The organism is Pseudomonas mangiferae (assembly GCF_007109405.1).
Taxonomy (GTDB): domain Bacteria; phylum Pseudomonadota; class Gammaproteobacteria; order Pseudomonadales; family Pseudomonadaceae; genus Pseudomonas_T; species Pseudomonas_T mangiferae.
Map to the genome: position 1 here is coordinate 96,541 of NZ_VJOY01000004.1, position 20,316 is coordinate 116,856.

The following is a 20,316-nucleotide window of genomic DNA, read 5'->3' on the forward strand; positions in this document are numbered from 1 at the left end:
TCACTTTAAGATGCGATTTGGACTGCTGGCAACCAGGGTGGAGGGTTAATGACGATGCTGCCTGGCTTGTTGGTGTCGGTCGGCGTGGGGCAACTCCACCAATCGACAGAAGCTCCCTGATGTCCTGGCACTGCCTGACCGCTAGCACACGCCTGTGGGATAAGGAGGGGGGCCTACCACGCTGGACACCGGTTGCTACCAGCCCCCCTCAAGGGCGATCATGCCACAAGGGTTGCGAGCCCCTCAGACATGCATTGCCTAGGGGCAGACCTAAAGGACTACTAGCGTGTATCAGTTGAAAGAACAAGAGGAGAAAAAGCTCTGGCTTAGCCAGTTCGACCACTGCGCAAAGGATTTGGAACTGGCTGAACAGCTCGTCGATTCAATTCTCTACTGCACACTCAGCGAATTCAAAAACAACTTAATCAAACTGATAAAAACCAAGCTTCCACTGAGGCAGCCTTCTGCTCTTTTCATAGAGCGAGAGTTACAGCCCACTAAAGCAACGCTTCCACCCCCCATCTACAAGCAGAAAAAAACTCTCAATCCAATTTCGAAGAAAAAGCACAAACGGGCGCATGGGGCCGCGATACAGGCCATAAAATCGCTTCGATACACGTCTCAAGATATTGGGAGCGAAGCGCTGACAGCGCATGTCGCCAGTACGCTGTGCCGCAAGAATGACCGCCGATTCCTGCTTCACCCTACAGCTGAAAATGTACGAAAGTCCAAAGTCAGAAATTTTGTCATCCTGACCGATTTCATTGGAAGTGGCGACCGGGCACGAACGCTGCTCGATGCCATGTGGAACGTTGCGTCTATACGAAGCTGGCACTCAGGAAAATTTATCAAGTTCTGGGTCATGGCCTACAGCGGCACAGACATAGGCGTGCAAAACGTCCGCAACCACCGGTTTTCTCCCAATGTTCATATCGTCAACGAGTGCCCGACCCTGTTCAACAGTTTCGGGGAGGGTAAGGACGAAATGATCGAGCTCTGTAAGAAGTATGGTTACTTCAGCAAAGACCCATTGGGCTGGAAAAAGACCGCAGCGCTGTTGGCATTCGAGCATGGGGCACCGAACAACATGCCTGCGATTTTCGTTTCAGGGAAATCCAGGGGGGCAAAAAAATGGACGCCGCTGTTCCCCAAGCGCGTTACGGAGAACCTCTGGAGAACAGCTGAAGTCGACATGAGCGAGGTCATCTCCCATGCCCTTGATGAGCTGAACATCCCAGAAATCTCAAAATCCCCCCGCTTTCGTAAATCAAACACCAAGAGCAAATCGGCCTTCATCATTCTGCTCGCCCATGCTCAAGGAAAGCGGCGATTGGCAGAGCTTCGTCGAGTATTGCCATTGTCGTTGGACGTCCTCATCAGTGCAAAAGACCGCGCGGTCAGCAGAGGCTGGCTCACACGATCGGGCGCGCTGACCCTCGCTGGGCATAAAGCGATCCGCTTGCTCCGTCGTCAAGGGAGGAAGAATTTTGTGGCCCCGGATCCCTTCGCTTCGTATTATCCAACGCAGCTGAGGGCTCCGCTGTAGCGGAATCTAGTATCCCGCACATTGTGCGGGGCGTTTTTGGGAGCAAACTATGCTTACCGTTGAACGATCTCACGCCTACTGGAGGGCGGCAGGCTCCATGGTGTTCGCTATCGAAGTCTGGCGCCAGAAGCCTGCCATCCGCCAGGGCGGAATTTAAAGGTAGATGAGTCGCTGGAGCTCTCAGCCCTATTTAAAGGCAGGCCGCAAAGCGGGCGTGCCTGGGGACGTACTCAAGAATGCTGTGAAGACGGCAAAGCAGGTGAAGCAAGGCTGCCCGCCTATCCTCACCCTGAATCACCTCTCGCATCTGACAGGCGTTCCCCATTCCTTCCTTCACCGGATGGTCAGCCGAACCTACAGAACGGAGGCATACAACGTCTTCAAGCTCAGGAAGCCAAACGTAGGCCATAGTGCGGATCGCTTCCGATGGATATGTGCACCGAGCGAAGAACTCCTCCGAGTTCAGCGTTGGATAAATACGCACATTCTGTCCAAGGTTGAACCCCACGAAGCCAGCTATGCCTATGACAACCGCCACGGTGTGCTGGATGCAGCTGAGCTTCATTGCGGGGCTCAATGGCTGATAAAACTCGACCTCACAAACTTCTTCGAGTCTGTCTTGGAGCCTCGAGTTTACGAGCTTTTCAGGTCGTTCGGGTACCAACCGCTGGTGGCATTCGAGCTTGCCCGGCTCTGTACCCGCGTCCGAGCAAGCGGTAACCCTGATCGAAGGTTCGGCAACAGGGAGCTTCCTGCAGGCCTGCCTTACCCCGCAGATCCCCGCATCGGCCACCTCCCCCAAGGCGCCGCGACGTCTCCGAGGATTGCCAACCTGGTGATGCAGTCTCTGGATGAAAGCCTGCACGACTACGCCTGCGACAATGAGCTGGTGTACTCGCGGTACGCGGACGATCTGGTGTTCTCTTCGAAGAATGCGTTCGACCGGCAAGAGGCAATCCAACACATCAAGCTGATCGGCAAGTGCTTGATCGAAGAGGGGTTCTGGCTCAATGAGGCGAAGACGAAAATCGTCCCGCCCGGAGCTCGCAAGATCGTGCTGGGACTGCTGGTCGACGGCGATGAGCCCCGGCTTTCCAAGTCCTATAAGAAGTACGTGAGTGATCAACTCTACTACCTGTCCCACCCCAAGATCGCCCCTATGGCCCACGCCAAACGTCATGGGTTTCAATCGCTCCAGGGGCTGATCAATCATGTCAGTGGGAAGATTGCCTACGGCTTCAGCATCGAGCCAGATTGGGCCAAGAAACAAGGTAAACAGCTGAAAGGCATCTCCGGAAAGCTCGAACTCGACCACGTCATTTTTCCATGAGACACCCGTGGGATTGGGCCCTATAGCGCGTCAATAATGGCTCGCTCGCCTTTGGCGATCATCTTTGGAATGAAATCGGGATCGTCGGACGTTTTGGGAACATGGTGCTCACTGTAGATCCGCTCAACCTGCTCCATAAGGACTTGCGCGATCAGCTCCGCCTCCTTCGGTGCCCACCACTGGGACAAACGCGCCATGACTGCGCAGCTAGCTCCCTGCGTCCCAATTTCCGCCAGCAGCGTTGCCATGAGTTTCAGGTGATTATCAAACGTCGCGAACAGTCGAGTAATCCTTAAGGCCTTAACTCGGTGAATAGCAAGAGACACGCTACGCGAGCATCCCCAGACTGGCTACCCTTGAAAAGCACTTATGTTGCGGCCTTTCGCCGGCGGATTTATGCTGCGCGATGACCTAACACGGATGTTGAAAAATTGAGCGAATTCTTCGAAATTGCCTACGCTGCCGCCTCCGGTCGGCTATGCCTATTCACAGGTACCGGGTTCTCCAAAGCCGTTTCGGAGAATGAAGCTCCCAGTTGGCAGGGTTTGCTCGAATCAGTTTGTGACGTAACTACGGATCCCGACGGTTTGATCAAAGCTTTGTTCCCGGCAAATGGGGTACACACATTAAGCCTTGAGGAAGCCGCTCAAGTGATTTCGATTGAGCTTTCGAAATCCGGTAAAATCATACATGATGAGATTGCAACAAAAATCTCAAATATAGCACTAAAAGGCGACAACACTTCAATTGAAGATTTCCTATCAACAAAAAGCTATACGGTAGTTACAACTAATTATGACAAGCTAATTGAGCAGTTAGCACTTCCTAATGAATGTCAGTCTATAACGCCTGGGCTTCCTATACCCCGGTTGGACTCGAAAGTAAAAATATTCCACGTGCACGGATCTATCGATTCTCCTCGCAACATGGTTGTCACCTCGGATGATTACTTTCGCTTCATCAATGGTGAGTCATACTTCTCTAGAAAGCTGAGCACTGTACTACACGAAAATACTGTCGTAATCATCGGTTATTCCCTTGGCGACACAAATCTTAAAGCAATCATAAGTGACTATAAAGGCTTCTCTAAATCACATGTGATTGGCTCGAATATCTTTCTAGTATCCAGAGATCCGGTGGCTCAGCACATCAAGGACTACTACGGTCATTGCTATGGCATACGGGTGATGGATGGGACGCAAGTCCATGACTTCTTCAGATCCCTGAATCTCGCACTGCCGACCGCTGAAGCGAAGCTAGCAGGTTCTTGTCCAACTTAAACAAGGTAATTCATGAGGGTCATCACTTCACTGATGACTACCTCAGGATGGAGAGTTCTTTTTACGAAATAATTCCTGCAGTAGCAGCCTTGGGCCTCAGCATCGACGATCACCGGGTTGTCAAAATGCTTGGTGATATTATACAAAAAAAGAACACTCTCACACAGGAAAACAATGCTTGGCCTCAGTATGAGCACATTGCACGATGGCTAGCATATCTAGCGTCGCTGCTTGAACTCCAGGGAACCTCAATAGAAAAAGTATTCCTAGATGCGACGTTGCGATCTATGACCAGTATGCGAAAAGAACTTTATAAAGGTTACTCTTGGCATGCATTTAAAAGTTGGCAGCATCGTTGGCCATCCCTGATTTCTTCGAATCGCGCCCTTATTCGGAGACACATTCATGCAAACACTGTATGGCCAGACGCATTATCAGTTGTCGCTAACGGCTAATGTTCATGTTCCCCTACGAATACTTGTCTTCGCAAGGGACGGCATGGAAGGAAAAAACCAGCATAGAACCGAGATGAGCAACAGGGGGGTCTTATCCGCTGACACATCCCGCCAAGACGCCCTCAAAGCTCATGCTACGACTAGCGACGCCTTGCCGTTGTAGGTCATCGTTTGATGCCGGGCTTTCTCAGTCTTGGGCAATAGACCGTTTGGCGTGCTTCTCCTGGTGGCGTGTTATGCAGCTAAAATTAGAATCCATCCTCATCGAATGAAGCTCGAAAGCGTTGTGACGCTTCATGCACCTTGGTGCACCATGGTGATATCCAAGGATCGCCAGCGTTCACTGAGACTCCAGATAGCTTTAGGACTACACGGATACACACTTTCAGACGGTTTTTGTCTAATAAGGGTTCGATTCCCTTCGCCCGCTCCAGATTCGAACGAAAAGGCCCTGTCTCCACAGGGCCTTTTCGTTTCTGCGATTCTTGGGTCTTCCGCCGGATGGTCACGGTTTCCATGCCGGGCAATGGGATGATCGGCCGGGGTCATGCTCGTGGCGCCGGCGTTCTGCCACTCGCCCGGGCCGTGAAGGCCCTGTCGCTTTTCCGCTCACGCCACCCAATCCATTCCACCAGCCTCTGGGCGTTCTGCGGCAGGCCGCACCGGATCATTCGCCTGGGCGTCCCCAGGGCATGAAAAAGGCCGCCCATGGGCGGCCTTCGTTCGGCAGGCGGGATCAGACCAGCGCTTCGCCCACGTGCAGCAGTTTCATGCTGTTGGTGCCGCCAATGGTGTGGTAGCTGTCGCCCTTGGTCAGGATCACCCAGTCGCCGGTTTCCACCAGGCCGCGCTTGAGCAGTTCGTCCACTGCCGCCTGGCTGACGCTTTCGCTGCGGGCTTCCGCCGGGTCGAAGGGGACGGTGTAGACGCCACGGAACATCGCCACCCGCGCCTGGGTTTCGCGGCTCGGGCAGAAGGCGTAGATCGGTACCGCGGAGCGAATCCGCGACATGATCAGCGGAGTGAAGCCACTCTCGGTGAGGGCGATGATGGCCTTGACCCCCGGGAAGTGGTTGGCGGTGAACATGGCCGCCAGGGCGATGCTCTCATCGCAGCGGCTGAAGGTGTGGCCCAGGCGATGGCTGGACTTCTGGCTGGTAGGCTGGCGCTCGGCGCCCAGGCACACCCGGGCCATGGCTTTCACCGCCTCCACCGGGTAGGCGCCGGCGGCGCTTTCCGCGGAAAGCATCACCGCGTCGGTGTAGTCCAGCACGGCGTTGGCCACGTCGGAGACTTCCGCGCGGGTCGGCATCGGGCTGGAGATCATGGACTCCATCATCTGGGTCGCGGTGATCACCACTTTGTTGTAGCGGCGGGCGTGCAGGATGATCTTCTTCTGGATGCCCACCAGCTCGGCGTCGCCGATCTCCACGCCCAGGTCGCCGCGGGCCACCATCACCGCGTCGCTGGCGCGGATCAGGCCGTCCAGCGCTTCGTCGTCCGCCACCGCCTCGGCCCGCTCGATCTTCGCTACCAGCCAGGCGCTGCCGCCGGACTCGTCCCGCAGGCGGCGGGCCAGGTCCATGTCGGCCGCGTCACGGGGGAAGGAGACCGCCAGGTAGTCCAGGTCCATTTCCGCGGCCAGCTTGATGTCGGCCTTGTCCTTGGCGGTCAGGGCCGGCGCGGTCAGGCCACCGCCGCGGCGGTTGATGCCCTTGTTGTCCGACAGCGGCCCGCCGATCAGCACCACGCAGTGCAGTTCGTCGGCGGTCGTGGCTTCCACCCGCATCACCACGCGGCCGTCGTCCAGCAGCAGCTCGTCGCCGACGCCGCAGTCCTTCACCAGGTCCGGGTAGTCGATGCCGACCACTTCGCGGGTGCCGGCATCGCGGGGGTGGGTCACGGAGAAACGGAAGCGCTCGCCTTCGTGCAGCTCGATGCGCTTGTCGATGAACTTGGCGATGCGGATCTTCGGCCCTTGCAGGTCGCCAAGCAGGGCGACGAAGCGCCCGTGCTTGGCTGCCAGTTCCCGTACCAGCCGCGCCCGCGCCTTGTGTTCCTCGGGGGTGCCGTGGGAGAAGTTCAGGCGGGCGACGTCGATCCCGGCGAGGATCAGTTGCTCGAGGACTTCGGGCGAGTTGCTCGCCGGGCCGAGGGTGGCGACGATTTTGGTGCGGCGGACGGTCATGCGAAAGCTCCAGTTTCCAGGCAGACCCGGAGGCTACTACGGTGCGCCGCTGTAGTCATTTACCGCCTCCACTACCTCGTTCGGCGAGGGAATCGGCCTTTCCCGTGGCGAAGCCCTGCAGCTTTCCCGCGCGCGAACGATACACTGGCAGTGTCTTTTTCCGGCGCGGAGGAACATCCATGCGCATCCTGAGCGTCCTGCTGCTGACCCTGCTCGCCAGCGGTTGCACCCGCTGGTCCCTGGACCATCATTTGAACGCCGCCTACCGCGCGTACAACCGCGACAATTGCGAACAGGCCCTGCTGGACCTGTCCCAGGCCGACCGCCTGAGCCGCTCGCGGCCGGCGGTGCAGCCGGAAATTTCCCTGTTGCGGGGGCAGTGCCTGGAGCGCCAGAAACTGTACGTGGACGCGGCGCGCACCTACGATTTCATCATCGCCCGCTACCCCCGCAGCGAGTATGCTTACCGCGCCAGGGCTCGCCTGGACACCCTCGAACAGCTTGGTCATCTGCGCGGCTCGACGTCCGCCGTAGCCCATCCGGCGTCGCTCTGAGCGACCGCTTGGCGCGGCGCGGAGCCGTTCCGGGAGAATGAACGTGCGTTACCTGCCGCTGTTGTGCATTCTCTGCGTACCGGTCCTGACCGGCGCCGACATCTACCGCTGGACCGATGCCCAGGGGCGGGTGCACTTCGGCGAGCAACCGGGCCAGGGCGCTACCCAGGTCCAGGTGAAGCCGCAGGTGGTGGAGCGCGATTCCGACACCCGCGCTCGCCAGGAGCGGCTGGAGCGCTTCAACGATGCGCGGCAGCAGGAGAAGGCCCAGGCCGCGCAGAACGCCGCGGCGCAGCGACAGAAACAGGATCAGACGTGCCGCCAGTTGCGCAACCAGCTGGCGGAGATTGCTAAGGACGGCCAGTACTTCAGCCAGGATGGCAAAGGCGAAAGGCGTTATTACAGCAGCGACGAGATCGACACCGCCCGTCGAAAACTCAACGCGCAGATCGCCAGCCAATGCGGCTAGCGATTGGTCCGAGGCAGTAGTGCGGCCATACTGAATGGCCATCCATAGCGATTTGCCATTATGCCCATGCAACGTCGAATCGACCGTCACCAGTTGCCGTATTACCTCAAGGTCTTCAACCGCGTCACCGACAAGCCGATGGGCTACATCGGCAACCTTTCCCTGGACGGGATGATGCTGATCAGCCAGCTGCCGATGCTGGTGGGTGGGTGTTTCGACATGCGCCTGAAGATTCCCGGCCAGGACAGCCAGGTGCATCACATCGACCTGTGCGCCACCTGCCAGTGGTGCCAGGAAGACGTCACCCCCGGCCACTACGATTCCGGTTTCGCCCTGGTCATCTCGCCGCCCGAGTACGTCGAGATGATCGAGACCCTGCGCCACTACTTCAGCTTTCGCGCCCTGGCCGCGTCCGCCTGACGTCACCCGACGGCTGCCGCCGTTCTCTTCCCTTCACATGGATGTGATCGCGCACCCGCGCAGCGCTGACGGCTGCGTGCGTTTTCTCGTTCCCGTCGATCCGGCCATGGACCGGGACCGGGCCGCGCGTGGGGCTCTGCGTTCACGGCCCATTTCCTGGACAACGGATTGAGCCCGGCCGGGCTAGAGGACGCCGGCCTTCTTCCAGGCCAGGTAGCGCCCTACCAGTTCGGGCCCCAGCTCACCGGGGCGGACGTCGAGCACCGGGACGCCATGGGCCACCAGGCGCTCGTGCAGGCCGGCGCGGGCGTTCAGGTAGTCCACCGTGCCGCAGTAGGCGAGGGCCTGCTGGTAGCCTTGCACCGGCTCGTGGCGCAGGTGGTCGAGCACATCCTCCCGCAGGCTGGCCACCAGCACACGGTGCTGGCGGGTCAGGCGCTTGAGTGCGCCCAGCAGTTCCTCGTCGTCCTCGTCCCGCAGGTTGGTCACCAGCACCACCAGGGCGCGCCGGCGCTGGCGGGCGAGCAGTTGCTGGGTCGCGACGGCGAAGTCGGCCGGGCGGCGGGTGCTGTCCAGGTCGTAGACCGCGTTCAGCAGGACATTGAGCTGGGCCGCGCCCTTCACCGGCGCCAGGTAGCGGTCGCGCTCGCCGGCGAAGGTGGACAGGCCCACCGCGTCGCCCTGGCGCAGGGCCACGTAGCTGAGCAGCAGACAGGCATTGAGGGCATGGTCGAAGTGCGCCAGCTCGCCATCGTGACTGCGCATGCGCCGCCCGCAGTCCAGCAGGAAGACGATCTGCTGGTTGCGCTCGTCCTGGTACTCCCGGGTGATGGGGGTGCGCTTGCGCGCGGTGGCTTTCCAGTCGATCTGCCGCAGCGTGTCACCGTCGCGGAACTCCCGCAGCTGGTGGAATTCCAGGCCGAGGCCACGCCGGGGACGCTGGCGGATGCCGTTCTGGCTGAGCCAGTCATCCACCGCCATCAACTGGCCGCCGTACAGTCGGGCGAAATCCGGGTAGACCCGGGTGGCGTCGAGGCACTCGGCGAAGCGCCGGCCACTCCACAGGCCCAGGGGGCTGGGCAACTCCAGTTCGCAACGAGGGAAGACGAAATGGCCACGGCGCAGCGGGCGTACCCGGTAGTCGAACGCCGTGGTCTCGCCAGGCCGCAGCTCGACCCGCCGGGGCAGGTTCTCCGCGTCCATACCGGCCGGCACGTGGTCGATCACATCAACGCGACTGGCGCGGCTGAGGTCGTGCTGCAGGGTCAAGCGCACCTCGCTCCAGCGTCCCAGGGGCAGGTGCCCGGGAAGCAGGCGCTCGACCCGGGGTGTCGGCAGGCGGCGCAGGCGCCAGGCATCCGCGGCAGCCAGCGCCGCCAGGGCCAGCAGCGCGCCCCACCAGGCCTGGGTCGCCACCGCCGGGACCGCGATGCCCAGGGCCGAGAGGGTACCCAGCAGCAGCGCCAGGCCCGCGAGGACGGCGACGGCGGCGAGCAGTGCGCGCGACGGTCTCATAGACGGGGGGCCGGCACCTGGTCGAGCAGTTGTTGCAGCACCTGGTCCACCGACAGCCCCTCGATGTCCAGCTCCGGCGACAGCCGCACCCGGTGGCGCAGTACCGCCAGGGCGCAGCCCTTGACGTCGTCCGGCACCACGAAATCGCCGCCGCGCAGCAGGGCGCGGGCCCGACCGCCACGCACCAGGGCGATGGAGGCTCGCGGCCCGGCCCCCAGGGCCAGCCCGGGCCACGTACGGGTGGCCCGGGCCAGGCGCACGGCGTAGTCGAGGACCTGCTCGTCCAGGGGCAGGTCGCTGGCGATGCGCTGCAGGGCCAACACATCCTTGGCCTGCAACAGGGTGCGCAGGGGCGCCACCTCGAGCATGTCGGCCTTGGCCGAGCGGGTCACCTGGCGCACCAGCGCCAGTTCTTCCTGGGCCTGGGGGTAGTCCATGCGCAGCTTGAGCATGAAGCGGTCCAGCTCGGCTTCCGGCAGCGGGTAGGTGCCTTCCTGCTCGATGGGGTTCTGGGTCGCCAGCACCAGGAACGGTTGCGGCACCGCCAGGGCGCGGCCTTCCAGGGTGACCTGGCGTTCCTGCATGGCTTCCAGCAGGGCCGCCTGGGTCTTGGCCGGGGCGCGGTTGATCTCGTCCGCCAGCAGCAGGTGGGTGAACACCGGGCCCTTGCGCAGCTTGAACTGTTCGGACTGCAGGTCGTACACCGCGTGGCCGGTGATGTCGCTGGGCATCAGGTCGGGGGTGAACTGGATGCGCGCGAACTCGCCGCCAAAGCAGCGGGCCAGGGCGCGGATCAGCAGGGTCTTGCCCAGGCCGGGGACGCCTTCCACCAGCACGTGGCCGCCAGCGATCAGGGCGGTGAGCACGTCGTCGATCACCGCGGCCTGGCCGATCACCGCCTTCTGCAGTTCCTGGCGCAGGGCCTGGGCCAGCTGGCTGGCGCGCTGGCGCTGGGAGGCCGCCGCCCCGCCCGTAGGCGCACTGGGCGGCGTGGGGGCGGCCGGGGTGGACGAGGTGGCGGCCGGCGCGACGGCGGGAGCCTCCACCGGGCTGGCCGGCACGTCGTCGAGGGGGGCGCTGCTGGGCGTATCGGGCGTCTGTTCGCTCATAGGGCATTCCTGAGGCTTTGCAGGTGGGCGACCTGCCGGGTGAAGTCGGCGGCGGACAAGCGTTGCCGGGGCAACGGCCGCATGGCCTGGCTGATGGTGCGGCTGGGCAGGCGGGTCAGGCGACCCAGCACCTGCCACTGCTCGGCCACCGGCAACCGTTCGAAACCGGGGTGGCGCCGCCGCGCGCGGCGCTGGATGTCCCGCTGCAGCCCGCCCAGCAGGCTGTGCTGGCCGCTGCGGCGGAGCAGGAAGTCGGCGCCGGCGCGCACATGTTCTTCCAGTTGACGCCGCGCGGCGGGCGCCGGGGCCAGCACCGGTCCCTGACGGCGGCCCAGGTGCCAGAGCGCCAGGGCCACCAGCAGGCCGAGGGCCGCCAGGGCCTGGGGGAAGTGGCGCAGCAGCAGGCTGAACAGATCGTCGTGGTCGGCACGGTAGAGCAGGGTGACCTCGCTGTCCTGGCTCAGGTACCAGAGCAGCCAGGCATTGTCGTACTGGCTGATGTTCTCGTTGTCCCAGATCCACGGGTCACTGAGCACGGTGACCAGGCCATCGCCGTGGTACAGCTGCAGCATGTGGGTGGCGGCCGCGCTGTTGGCCCAGGCGTGGGCGCGGTCCTCGCTGTCGTACAGGTGGTAGTCGGTGTCGAAGGAGAAGTAGGCCGGCTCGTCCTCGTTCTCCAGGTACAGCTTGGTCAGCTGGGGAAACGGGTCCACCGCTTGCTCGTCTTGCTCGTCGCCCTTGGGGGCGGCGGCCTCGGTCTGCGGGGCGTCGGGAGCGTCACCGTCGGTCTCGGTCGATTCGTCGGACGACTCTTCGTCCAGGTCCTCGCTCAGGTATTGCTGGATGCCCAGGCGGTCCAGCAGCGGGTCACCGCTCTCGCCGGTCTTCTCGTCGTATACCCGCTCGGCGATGAACAGCAGGTGGCCGCCCTTCGCCGCCCAGGCCAGCAACTGGTCGGCCTGGCGTGGGGTCATGCGGCTGCGTTCGCCCAGCAGCATCAGGGTCTGGCCCGGCGCGGGCAGGTGGTCGATGACATCCACGCCATCGGCGCGGCGGACCGTAACCTCACGCTGGCGCAGGAAGCGTTCTGCCGCCAGGTACGGATTGGCGGCCACCTCCGGCGCCGGGCCATGGTCAATGGTGGTCTGGTAGGGCTGCAGGCGGTCCAGCGCGTAGATGGCCAGGAGCCCGAGCAGCAGCGCCCCGAGGGCGCCAAGGATGAACCAGGAGCGCCGCGTCATGCCGTATCCCCGCGGCGTTCCAGGGCGCGCCAGCCCTCGCATAGCTGCGCCCGCAGCGCATCCGGCGGCGAGCGATGGCCATAGGCGAGGTTCTGCCAGTGGCCGGTGAGCAGGCGGGCGAAGGCATCCAGTTCGGCGTCATCCAGGCCGCGTTGCAGCGCCAGCACCTCGCCCTCGGTATGGGCGCTCTTCAGGGGCAACTGGAAGCGATGCAGCAGGCGGCTGAGCAATGCCCGGTAGAGCAGACCCAGGGCTTCTCGTGGGTGGCTCGGCCAGAGCCGCTCCACTTCCGCCGCCACGTCGTCCGGGAGGCTTTCCGGCGCCACATCCAGGCCGAACATCAGCGTCGGGGGCTCGCTGGCGGTACGTGCCGGCCAGGGTCGGCCCAGACGCCGGGCGAAGGCGAACCACCATTCGCGGTAGCGCCAGAGCAGCAGCGCCAGCAGGCCGATCAGGGTGGCCCAGAGCAGGACCTTCAAGGCTACCGCCAGCCCTTCCAGGTGCTTGCCCAGCAGCATCAGCTTGCGCAGCGCCTCGAAGAACCCGTTGATCGCCGCTGGATCGCCGGCCTCCTCGGCTTCTTCCTCATTGCCGAAGCGCCAGCGGGTGACCGTCTGCGTGTTGCTGAACGGCGGCTCGCCCAGCAGGCCTTCGATGGCCTGGTGCGCGGCGTCGCTGGTGAGGGCCTGGTGGGTCAGGCGCTTGCTGGTCGGTTGCAGGGCCTCGGCGGGGATCGGGCAACTGTGGGCGTCGTCGGCCAGGGCTGGGCGCGGCAGGGGCGCCAGCAGCAGGCAACCGCCCAGCACCAGCAGGTAGGCCACGCCGGTCAGGCGCTGGCGCAGGCGGCGAAACACCAGTTCGATGTCCCAGGCTTCCAATCGCGTGCGCCGGTTCAGGTAGAGGGTGAAGCCGCAGGCGACGTAGACCGGTTCCCAGACGATCAGCAGCAGGGCGTAGAGCGCGTTGGACAGGTGCTCCACCCACAGCCAGCGGTTCTCGTCGGCGGCGAGGTCGAGCAGCTTCTGCCAGTCCATGTCGGTCTTCACCTGCTGCGGCAGCAACAGGAACAGCAGGGCGGTGAGTCCGGCCCAGAGGGCCCATTCCACGTGGGCGCCGATGACCGTGAGCAGGCTCGCCGGGCGGCTCTCGCCGAACCCCAGCACCGTCAGGCGCTGGCTGCGCGCCTTGCCGGCGAGCCCTTCCAGCTGCAGCACCGGCAGGTCGAAGCTGCGGGTCAGGCTCAGTCGGCGCCAGGTCAGGCTGGCCAGCAGCTGCGGCTTGAGCAGACCGGGCAGCGCCCGCAGGGCGTCCCGCAGCCGGGGCGTGTCGCCGAACAGCGACCGCGACAGGATGTGCAGCGGCAGGCGGTCGAACGCCGGCTTGAGCAGCCAGAAGCAGAACATCGCCCAGCCCGGCTGCTGCCACAGCAGCAGGCTCAGCAGGACGAACACCGGCAGGGTCATCAGTGCCCAGCTGGCGGTCAGCAGGCCGGCATGCCGACGCGCCAGCAGCACGCCGAGGTCCATGGCTTCCCAGGCGTTGCGCGGCCGGATGGCCACCGCGGCATCAGTCAGGCGCATGCGGCGAACGCCCTACCAGCAGAAAATAGGCGCCCACCAGCAGCCACAGGCCGCCGCCGATGAGGTACTTGAGCCAGGTGGCGGAGAGCGCGATGGAGGACCAGTAGGCCTCGATGAACGCGGCGATCAGCAGCATGACGATCACCCCCGCCACCAGCTTCACGCTTTCGCTGGCGGCCCGGCGCAGCGCCTCGGCCCGTGGCAACCGCCCCGGCGCCAGCAGCGCCCAGCCCAGCTGCAGCCCGGCGGCGCCGGCGAAGGTGATGGCGGTCAGCTCGAAGGCACCGTGGCCGATCACGAAGGACCAGAAGGTCTCGGTGTAGCCGATCTCGCTCAGGTGGCCGGCCACCGCGCCGATGGTGATGCCGTTGAACAGCAGGAAGAACAGGCTGCCGAGGCCGAACAGCAGGCCGCCGGCGAAGGTTTGGAAGGCGATGCCGATGTTGTTCATGATGTAGTGGCCGAACATCATCCAGTCATCGCCGGAGCCGCGCTCGCTGAGCGGGCCGATGCGCCGGGCATCGGGGTCGTACATGGATTCCATCGACGCCACCTGGGCCGGGTCCATGACGCTGTAGACCAGGTCCGGGAAGACGTACACCAGTCCGCCCATCAGCAGCAGGCTGCCATAGAACAGCAGGCTGGCCAGGGCGACGCTGCGCCACTGTTCCCGCACCAGGCGCGGGAAGCCGGCCAGCAGGAACCCCAGCAGGTCGGCGGCCAGGTGGCTGCGGTGGCGGTAGAACTGCTGGTGGGCGCGCATCGCCAGGCCTTGCAGGCGCTCCACCAGGTGGCTGCCGTAGCCGCGGGTCTCGGCCAGGGCCAACTGCTGGCACAGCTGCCGGTAGTCGGCGGCGAAGCGGGTGCTGGCCTCGGCATCGGCCTTGCTCTTCTCCAGGGCCTCCAGCTGGACAGTGAAGGCGGCCCAGGCGTCGCGGTGGCGGGCCTCGAACTGGCTCTGCTTCATAGGGGATCCACCAGGCCGCGGGCGATGCCGTTGAGGCGGGCCTCGGCCTGTTCCGCCGGCACTTCCAGGGGTTCGGCCAGCAGGCTCGCCAGCTCGGTGCGGCGCGCCGCGGACAGGCTGGCATGGCGCTCGGCGAAACCCATCACAGCGTTCTGCTCGTCCCGGCTCAAGGAGAACGGCGCGCGCTGCGCTGGGGCTTCCGGCAGCGCCGGCACCTGGGGCTCCTCGTCGCGATAGACCACCAGGGTGCCGGCGGCCAGGTCGCCGAGGCGCTTGAATGTGGGGTTGGCCAGGCAACTGAGAATGCCCAGGGTATAGCCGAACGGCAGCATGTCGACGACGCGCAGCAGGTTGCGTACCAGGGAGGCCGACCAGCCCACCGGGGTGCCGTCGTCGTGCACCACGCGCAGGCCCATGAACCGCTTGCCCGGCGAGCGGCCCTGGGCGAGCACTTCGAACAGCACCATGTACCACCAGGTCATGAGGAAGGTGAGGATCAGCCCCAGGCCCATGCCGAAGCGGCCCAGCCAGATCAGCAGGAAGAACATCAGCAGCATCAGCCCGCCGCGGATCAGCAGGTCGATGCCGTAGGCCAGGCTGCGGGGCAGCAGGCCCGCGGGGCGCAGGATCAGGTCGATGCCTTCCGGCGTCTCCACGTGGTGGCGGGTGTCCAGGAGCCCGGCGCGCGGAGGCGCGGCCGGGTCGGCGGAGGGCGGGATCGGAGACATTCGGCGGGGTCGCAGGGCATGAAGCCCGATGCTAGCGAGCACCGGGCACAGAGGCAACCGTAGCGGCGCGGCTCAGCGAGGCGCCGGCAGCACGCCGAAGATGATGCGGTAGAGCACGCCCAGGGTCAGTACGGCGAAGGGGAAGGTCCAGATCAGGCCGATGCCGAAGGGAATGGCGCTGACCATCATCACCACGCTCACCACCAGGAACAGCCCCAGCACCTTGAACCAGTGCTGGCCGACGGCCTTGCGCGAGGCTTCCATGGCTTGCCAGGGAGACAGGCCGCGCTCCACCACCAGCGGGATGGCCAGCACGTAGGACAGCGCCAGGTAGATGCCGGGAATCACGAACAGGAGGTAGCCGATGACGGTCAGCAGGGTCATCAGCAGGGCGGCAACGATCACCGGGACGGTACGGCCGAAATGGTTGAACAGCTCGTTGAAGCGCACCGGCTGGCCCGCGGCGCGACGGATGCCGACCATGGTGATGCCGGCCATGAACGGGTAAGCGATGGCGGTGCTCAGCAGCGTGAACACCAGGAAGCCGAACACCAGGGCCAGCAGGGCGACGCCCGAACTGGCGCCGCCGCCCAGCATGCCGATGCCCATCACGCCGGCGAAACCGACCATGCCCAGCATCGACAGCAGGCTCATCAGCGCCCAGAGCGCGACGTACATCACCACCAGGCCGCCGATGATGATGCCCTTGGTGCCGCTCACCAGCGCCCAGGCTTCGCTCATCAGGGCGCCGATCTGGAAGTCGTAGCGGCGGGCGAGCGCCTCGGAGATGGTCGGCACCGCGGCCTGGTCGGGTTGTTCCTGCAGGGCACTGCCAGGGGCTGCATACGGGTTCTGCGAAAGGACGTCGTTCATGGCGTTTACTATCCGAAGCCTGTAAAAAGCGGACATGCTAGGCACCCGCGCCCCGCGCGGCAAGGTGCCATCATTCGCACTGTGCGGCCCGTCAACATTTGCCGCGTCGGCACGACGCCATCCGTTCTGCAAGGACTCCGCGTGACCTCCAGCATCTTCTGGTACGACTACGAAACCACTGGCATCGACCCCCGGTGCGATCGCCCGCTGCAGGTCGCGGGCATCCGCACCGACGAGGCACTGAACCCCATCGGCGAGCCGCTCAACCTCTACTGCCGGCTTTCCGACGACATCCTGCCGCATCCCGTGGCGTGCCAGGTGACCGGTATCCGTCCGGCCACGCTGGCGCAGAAAGGATTGGACGAAGCGCACTTCGTCGCGCGCCTGCATGCGGAACTGGCCCAGCCGGGCACCTGCACTGCGGGCTACAACAGCCTGCGCTTCGACGACGAAGTCACCCGCTACACCCTGTATCGCAATTTCCATGACCCCTATGGCCGCGAATGGCAGGGCGGCAACAGCCGCTGGGACCTCATCGACCTGGTGCGTAGCACCTTCGCACTGCGCCCGGAAGGGCTGGTCTGGCCGGAAGAACAGGGGCGGATCAGCCTGCGCCTGGACCTGCTCACCCGGGCCAATGGCATCGAGCACACCCACGCCCACGACGCGCTCTCGGACGTTCGCGCCACTATCGCCCTGGCGCGGCTGATCCGCGAGCGGCAGCCGCGCCTCTACGCCTATTTCTTCCGCCTGCGCCACAAGCAGCGGGTCCAGGAGCAGATCCAGCTCTTGCAGCCGCTGTTGCACGTGTCCGGGCGGTTCGCCGCCGACCGCCATTTCCTCTCGGTGGCGCTGCCCCTGGCCTGGCACCCGCGCAATCGCAATGCCCTGGTGGTCCTCGACCTGGTTCATCCGCCGGAGTCCTTCCTGGAGCGGGATGCCGAGACCCTCAAGCGCCTGCTCTACACCCGGCGCGCCGACCTGGCAGAAGGCGAACTGCCGGTGCCGTTGAAGCTGCTGCACATCAATCGCTGCCCCATCGTGGCGCCGCTGTCGGTGGTGCGCGAAGAGGACCGCGAGCGTCTGGGCCTGGACCTGTCGCTTTACGTGCAACGGGCGACGCAGGTCCGCGACGCGCAACTTCATTGGCAGGACAAACTGGAACACGTCTACGGGCGCGACGAGTTCGTTCCCCATGGCGATCCGGAACAACAGTTGTATGACGGATTCTTCGGCGACCGTGACCGGCGTTTATGCGAGCAGGTGCGCCAGGCCGATCCACTGGAGTTGGCGCGCGGTGTCTGGCCCTTCGATGATCCTCGCTTGCCCGAGTTGCTGTTCCGATATCGAGCAAGAAACTTTCCGCAGACTTTGAGTGCCGAGGAGCAGGTTCGCTGGCAGGCATTCTGCCGGGATCGCCTGAGTGTCGCGGAATGGGGGGCGCCGAATACCCTGGCGGATTTCGACCAGGCCCTGCAGGCGCAGTTGAAAGAAACGGATGCCGCGGGAACGGCGCTGTTGCTGGAGTGGCGCGGATATGCGGATCAACTGCGGCGGCGTCACGGTTTATAACGGGGCCTCGTGACGCACCAATAAAAAACGCCAGCGAGGCTGGCGTTTTTTATTTCAAGGTGCTTAGCCCAGGAGGGTGGACCAGGCTTCTACTTCGTCACCGCCCCACTTGGCTTTCCATTCTTTCAGGGTCTTGTGGTTGCCACCCTTGGTCTCGATGGTCTCGCCGGTGTGCGGGTTCTTGTATTGCTTGACCTTGCGGGCGCGCTTGCTGGCCGGGGCAGCCTTGACGCTGCGCGGTGCCTTGCTGGGCTTGGCTTCCGGGTCGAGCAGCGAAACGATATCGCGCAGGGACTTTTGATATTCGCCCATCAGGCTGCGCAGTTTGCCTTCGAATTCCAGTTCCTTTTTCAGCTTCTCGTCCTGGGACAGAGCCTTCAAGCGCTCTTGCAGTTCTTTGATCTGCTCTTCTGTAGTGCGGTATTCGTTGATCAGCGACATGACGGCTTACCTTGGATTCGGGAGGAACAATTGATACATGCAAACAATAATAGTCAGGCGGTTTAGCCAAGTAAACATGTATGAAAACTTTTGTGCGAAATAGCGAACTTGTAAATAATTCGTCAAGCGCCCGCGAGGAGAGTTCAACTCCTTGTATAGCGTGGGGCAATTAGGCGGACGATCGCCTTCGTTGGAGTCCGCTATCCACCCTGGCGGGCGTCGCCGATTACTGAAGTTTTCCTCGGCACTGGCTAGAATGGCCGCTCCATGAAGTTCCGGAGTTTCCCATGCGCACTTTTCGGCTGGTGATCGCCTGCCCCGACCGGGTCGGGATCGTCGCCAAGGTCAGTAACTTTCTGGCCACCTACAACGGCTGGATCACCGAGGCCAGCCATCATTCGGATAACCAGAGCGGCTGGTTCTTCATGCGGCATGAAATCCGTGCGGACTCCCTGCCGTTCGACCTGGACGGTTTCCGCCAGGCCTTCGCGCCCATCGCCCGGGAGTTCTCCATGGAGTGGCGGATCACCGACTCGGCGGTGAAGAAGCGCGTGGTGCTCATGGCGAGTCGCGAATCCCATTGCCTGGCGGACCTGCTGCACCGCTGGCAGAGCGACGAACTGGATTGCGAGATCCCCTGCGTGATCGCCAACCACGACGTGCTGCGCAGCATGGTGGAGTGGCACGGTATCCCGTACTTCCACGTACCAGTGGACCCCCAGGACAAGCAGCCGGCGTTCGACGAGGTGTCGCGCCTGGTGGAAGAACACCGGGCCGACGTGGTGGTGCTGGCCCGCTACATGCAAATCCTGCCGCCCGACCTGTGCCGGCGCTATGCGCACCGGGTGATCAACATCCACCACAGCTTCCTGCCGTCCTTCATCGGCGCCAAACCCTACCACCAGGCCTCCCTGCGGGGCGTGAAGCTGATCGGCGCCACCTGTCACTACGTCACCGAGGAGTTGGACGCCGGACCGATCATCGAGCAGGACGTGGTCCGCGTCAGCCATCGCGACAGCGTGGAAGACATGGTGCGGCTGGGCAAGGACGTGGAGAAGATGGCGCTGGCCCGGGGCCTGCGCTATCACTTGGAAGACCGGGTGCTGGTCCACGATAACAAGACCGTGGTCTTCGACTGAGGTCGGGCCCGGTTCCGCCTGCCGGCACTGCCGATGCCGCGGGCGGCGAACCCAGGAGGCCCCGATGAAAGATCCCCTGCAACGCGGCACGTCCAGCCCGCCCCCGGTCCTCGGGGAGGGCTGTGTGCGGCGTTACGACGTGTCCGAGCTGGACGACAGCTACGGCACCGAATTTCCCGAGGCCGAGCGTTTGTGGCAACGCCTGCAGGACGCTCCGGAGAGCGACGAGCCCGACGACCCGGCCGTCTGAATCAGCCCTTGCGTTGCAGGGGCAGCTGTTCGAAGCGCACGCCATCGAGGCCGTGGGCGATCAGCGCGCGGATGTTGCCGTGGTCGGTGCCGTGGGGTTCGCCCTGCACGCTGCGGTAGTGCTCGCCGAACGCCAGCAGGGTGTCTTCCAGGCTGAACCCTTCCAGCAGCGCCAAACCCAGCAGCTTGCAGGAGCCCTCGTTCTGCTCGGCGGCGTTGGCCACCTCGCCGTTGTGGAAGGCGCCGGGCTGGTAGTCATAGTGCTGGTCGACGAACGCGAGGGTATCGGCGAACAGGGGCGCGCCGGTCCGCAGGGAGAGCAGGAAGTCCTCGAGCGCGCGGCTGCGGGCACCCTGCTGGAAGCTCGCCTTCTGGGCATCGCTGGCTTCGGTCTGGTAGCGCGCCTTCCAGTCGGAGTAGGGCATGCCGTAGATGCGTTCCCGCGCTTCATCCATGTCTAGGGGAATGCCGCGTTCGTCGGCGGCGGCCTTGTACCACTTCGACAGGCAGTTGCGGCAGAAACCCGCCAGGTTCATCAGGTCGATGTTCTGCACGTCGGTGCGTTCGCGCAGGTGCTGGACCAGGCGGCGGAAGGCGGCGGCTTCCAGGTGTTCCTGGCGATCGGGGTCGGTCATGGACGCTCCTCGGGATTCGGAAAGG

General features: G+C 63.7%; 20 protein-coding genes and 1 pseudogene. 9 read left to right on the plus strand and 12 right to left on the minus strand.

Annotation, left to right across the window (positions count from 1 at the left end):
* Positions 1-286: 286 nt before the first annotated feature.
* Both FM069_RS06600 and FM069_RS06605 read left to right on the plus strand, forming a co-directional pair.
* Positions 287-1,546, plus strand: coding sequence for a phosphoribosyltransferase-like protein (locus FM069_RS06600; protein WP_143487496.1), 1,260 nt, complete (start codon positions 287-289; stop codon positions 1,544-1,546).
* A gap of 163 nt (positions 1,547-1,709) precedes the next feature.
* Positions 1,710-2,876, plus strand: a complete 1,167-nt coding sequence (locus FM069_RS06605) for a reverse transcriptase family protein (protein WP_143487497.1) — start codon at positions 1,710-1,712, stop codon at positions 2,874-2,876.
* A gap of 20 nt (positions 2,877-2,896) precedes the next feature.
* On the opposite strand, the gene FM069_RS06610 is transcribed toward FM069_RS06605, so the two are convergent.
* Positions 2,897-3,124, minus strand: coding sequence for a hypothetical protein (locus tag FM069_RS06610; protein WP_143487498.1), 228 nt, complete (start codon positions 3,122-3,124; stop codon positions 2,897-2,899).
* A 183-nt stretch (positions 3,125-3,307) separates the two neighbouring features.
* Between FM069_RS06610 and FM069_RS06615 the strand changes: the two genes are divergently transcribed.
* Positions 3,308-4,156, plus strand: a complete 849-nt coding sequence (locus FM069_RS06615) for an SIR2 family NAD-dependent protein deacylase (RefSeq protein WP_233281997.1) — start codon at positions 3,308-3,310, stop codon at positions 4,154-4,156.
* 1,191 nt (positions 4,157-5,347) lie between these two features.
* Here the strand turns inward: FM069_RS06615 and pyk are convergent.
* Positions 5,348-6,799 (minus strand): pyruvate kinase, encoded by a 1,452-nt coding sequence (pyk, locus tag FM069_RS06620; protein WP_143487499.1) that lies wholly within the window; start codon positions 6,797-6,799, stop codon positions 5,348-5,350.
* A 179-nt stretch (positions 6,800-6,978) separates the two neighbouring features.
* Here pyk and FM069_RS06625 point away from each other — a divergent pair, with 179 nt between their 5' ends.
* The 3 genes from FM069_RS06625 to FM069_RS06635 are packed head-to-tail and all read left to right on the plus strand — an operon-like array spanning position 6,979 to position 8,242.
* Positions 6,979-7,353 (plus strand): tetratricopeptide repeat protein, encoded by a 375-nt coding sequence (locus tag FM069_RS06625; protein ID WP_143487500.1) that lies wholly within the window; start codon positions 6,979-6,981, stop codon positions 7,351-7,353.
* A gap of 37 nt (positions 7,354-7,390) precedes the next feature.
* The gene (locus FM069_RS06630) at positions 7,391-7,822 is read left to right on the plus strand and encodes a DUF4124 domain-containing protein (RefSeq protein WP_407681562.1); all 432 of its coding nucleotides are present in this window, start codon (positions 7,391-7,393) and stop codon (positions 7,820-7,822) included.
* A gap of 60 nt (positions 7,823-7,882) precedes the next feature.
* Positions 7,883-8,242, plus strand: a complete 360-nt coding sequence (locus FM069_RS06635; protein ID WP_143487501.1) for a PilZ domain-containing protein — start codon at positions 7,883-7,885, stop codon at positions 8,240-8,242.
* Between the two features lie 183 nt (positions 8,243-8,425).
* On the opposite strand, the gene FM069_RS06640 is transcribed toward FM069_RS06635, so the two are convergent.
* From FM069_RS06640 to FM069_RS06670, 7 genes are all read right to left on the minus strand, one after another.
* Positions 8,426-9,757 (minus strand): DUF58 domain-containing protein, encoded by a 1,332-nt coding sequence (locus tag FM069_RS06640; protein WP_143487502.1) that lies wholly within the window; start codon positions 9,755-9,757, stop codon positions 8,426-8,428.
* The gene (locus FM069_RS06645; protein WP_143487503.1) at positions 9,754-10,866 is read right to left on the minus strand and encodes an AAA family ATPase; all 1,113 of its coding nucleotides are present in this window, start codon (positions 10,864-10,866) and stop codon (positions 9,754-9,756) included. The genes FM069_RS06640 and FM069_RS06645 overlap by 4 nt, the downstream gene beginning before the upstream one ends.
* Positions 10,863-12,107, minus strand: a complete 1,245-nt coding sequence (locus FM069_RS06650; RefSeq protein WP_143487504.1) for a DUF4350 domain-containing protein — start codon at positions 12,105-12,107, stop codon at positions 10,863-10,865. The genes FM069_RS06645 and FM069_RS06650 overlap by 4 nt, the downstream gene beginning before the upstream one ends.
* Positions 12,104-13,687 carry a DUF4129 domain-containing protein gene (locus FM069_RS06655; RefSeq protein WP_143487505.1) on the minus strand — a complete coding sequence of 528 codons (1,584 nt, stop codon included), beginning with the start codon at positions 13,685-13,687 and terminating at the stop codon, positions 12,104-12,106. Before FM069_RS06655 ends, FM069_RS06650 begins: the two co-directional genes overlap by 4 nt.
* On the minus strand, positions 13,674-14,654 hold the full coding sequence (locus FM069_RS06660) for a stage II sporulation protein M (RefSeq protein ID WP_143487506.1): 981 nt from the start codon (positions 14,652-14,654) through the stop codon (positions 13,674-13,676). Before FM069_RS06660 ends, FM069_RS06655 begins: the two co-directional genes overlap by 14 nt.
* On the minus strand, positions 14,651-15,382 hold the full coding sequence (locus tag FM069_RS06665; RefSeq protein ID WP_143487507.1) for an RDD family protein: 732 nt from the start codon (positions 15,380-15,382) through the stop codon (positions 14,651-14,653). Before FM069_RS06665 ends, FM069_RS06660 begins: the two co-directional genes overlap by 4 nt.
* Positions 15,383-15,454: 72 nt before the next feature.
* Positions 15,455-16,255, minus strand: a complete 801-nt coding sequence (locus FM069_RS06670; RefSeq protein ID WP_143487508.1) for a hypothetical protein — start codon at positions 16,253-16,255, stop codon at positions 15,455-15,457.
* 141 nt (positions 16,256-16,396) lie between these two features.
* On the opposite strand from FM069_RS06670, the gene sbcB reads away from it, so the two are divergent.
* Positions 16,397-17,827: an exodeoxyribonuclease I gene (gene sbcB / locus FM069_RS06675; RefSeq protein WP_143487509.1), complete on the plus strand. Its 1,431-nt coding sequence runs from the start codon at positions 16,397-16,399 to the stop codon at positions 17,825-17,827.
* A gap of 63 nt (positions 17,828-17,890) precedes the next feature.
* Here sbcB and mvaT read toward each other — a convergent pair whose 3' ends face one another.
* Positions 17,891-18,268, minus strand: a complete 378-nt coding sequence (mvaT, locus tag FM069_RS06680) for a histone-like nucleoid-structuring protein MvaT (protein WP_143487510.1) — start codon at positions 18,266-18,268, stop codon at positions 17,891-17,893.
* Positions 18,269-18,555: 287 nt separating this feature from the next.
* Between mvaT and purU the strand changes: the two genes are divergently transcribed.
* Both purU and FM069_RS06690 read left to right on the plus strand, forming a co-directional pair.
* A complete protein-coding gene (purU, locus tag FM069_RS06685) occupies positions 18,556-19,407 on the plus strand; it encodes a formyltetrahydrofolate deformylase (RefSeq protein ID WP_143487511.1) in 852 nt (283 codons plus the stop codon).
* Positions 19,408-19,471: 64 nt separating this feature from the next.
* A complete protein-coding gene (locus FM069_RS06690) occupies positions 19,472-19,657 on the plus strand; it encodes a hypothetical protein (RefSeq protein WP_143487512.1) in 186 nt (61 codons plus the stop codon).
* Between the two features lies 1 nt (position 19,658).
* On the opposite strand, the gene FM069_RS21820 is transcribed toward FM069_RS06690, so the two are convergent.
* On the minus strand, positions 19,659-19,979 hold the full coding sequence (locus tag FM069_RS21820) for a HopJ type III effector protein (RefSeq protein WP_233282002.1): 321 nt from the start codon (positions 19,977-19,979) through the stop codon (positions 19,659-19,661).
* A 27-nt stretch (positions 19,980-20,006) separates the two neighbouring features.
* Positions 20,007-20,291, minus strand: a pseudogene (locus FM069_RS21825) (DUF1244 domain-containing protein); the annotation flags it as partial.
* Between the last annotated feature and the right edge of the window lie 25 nt (positions 20,292-20,316).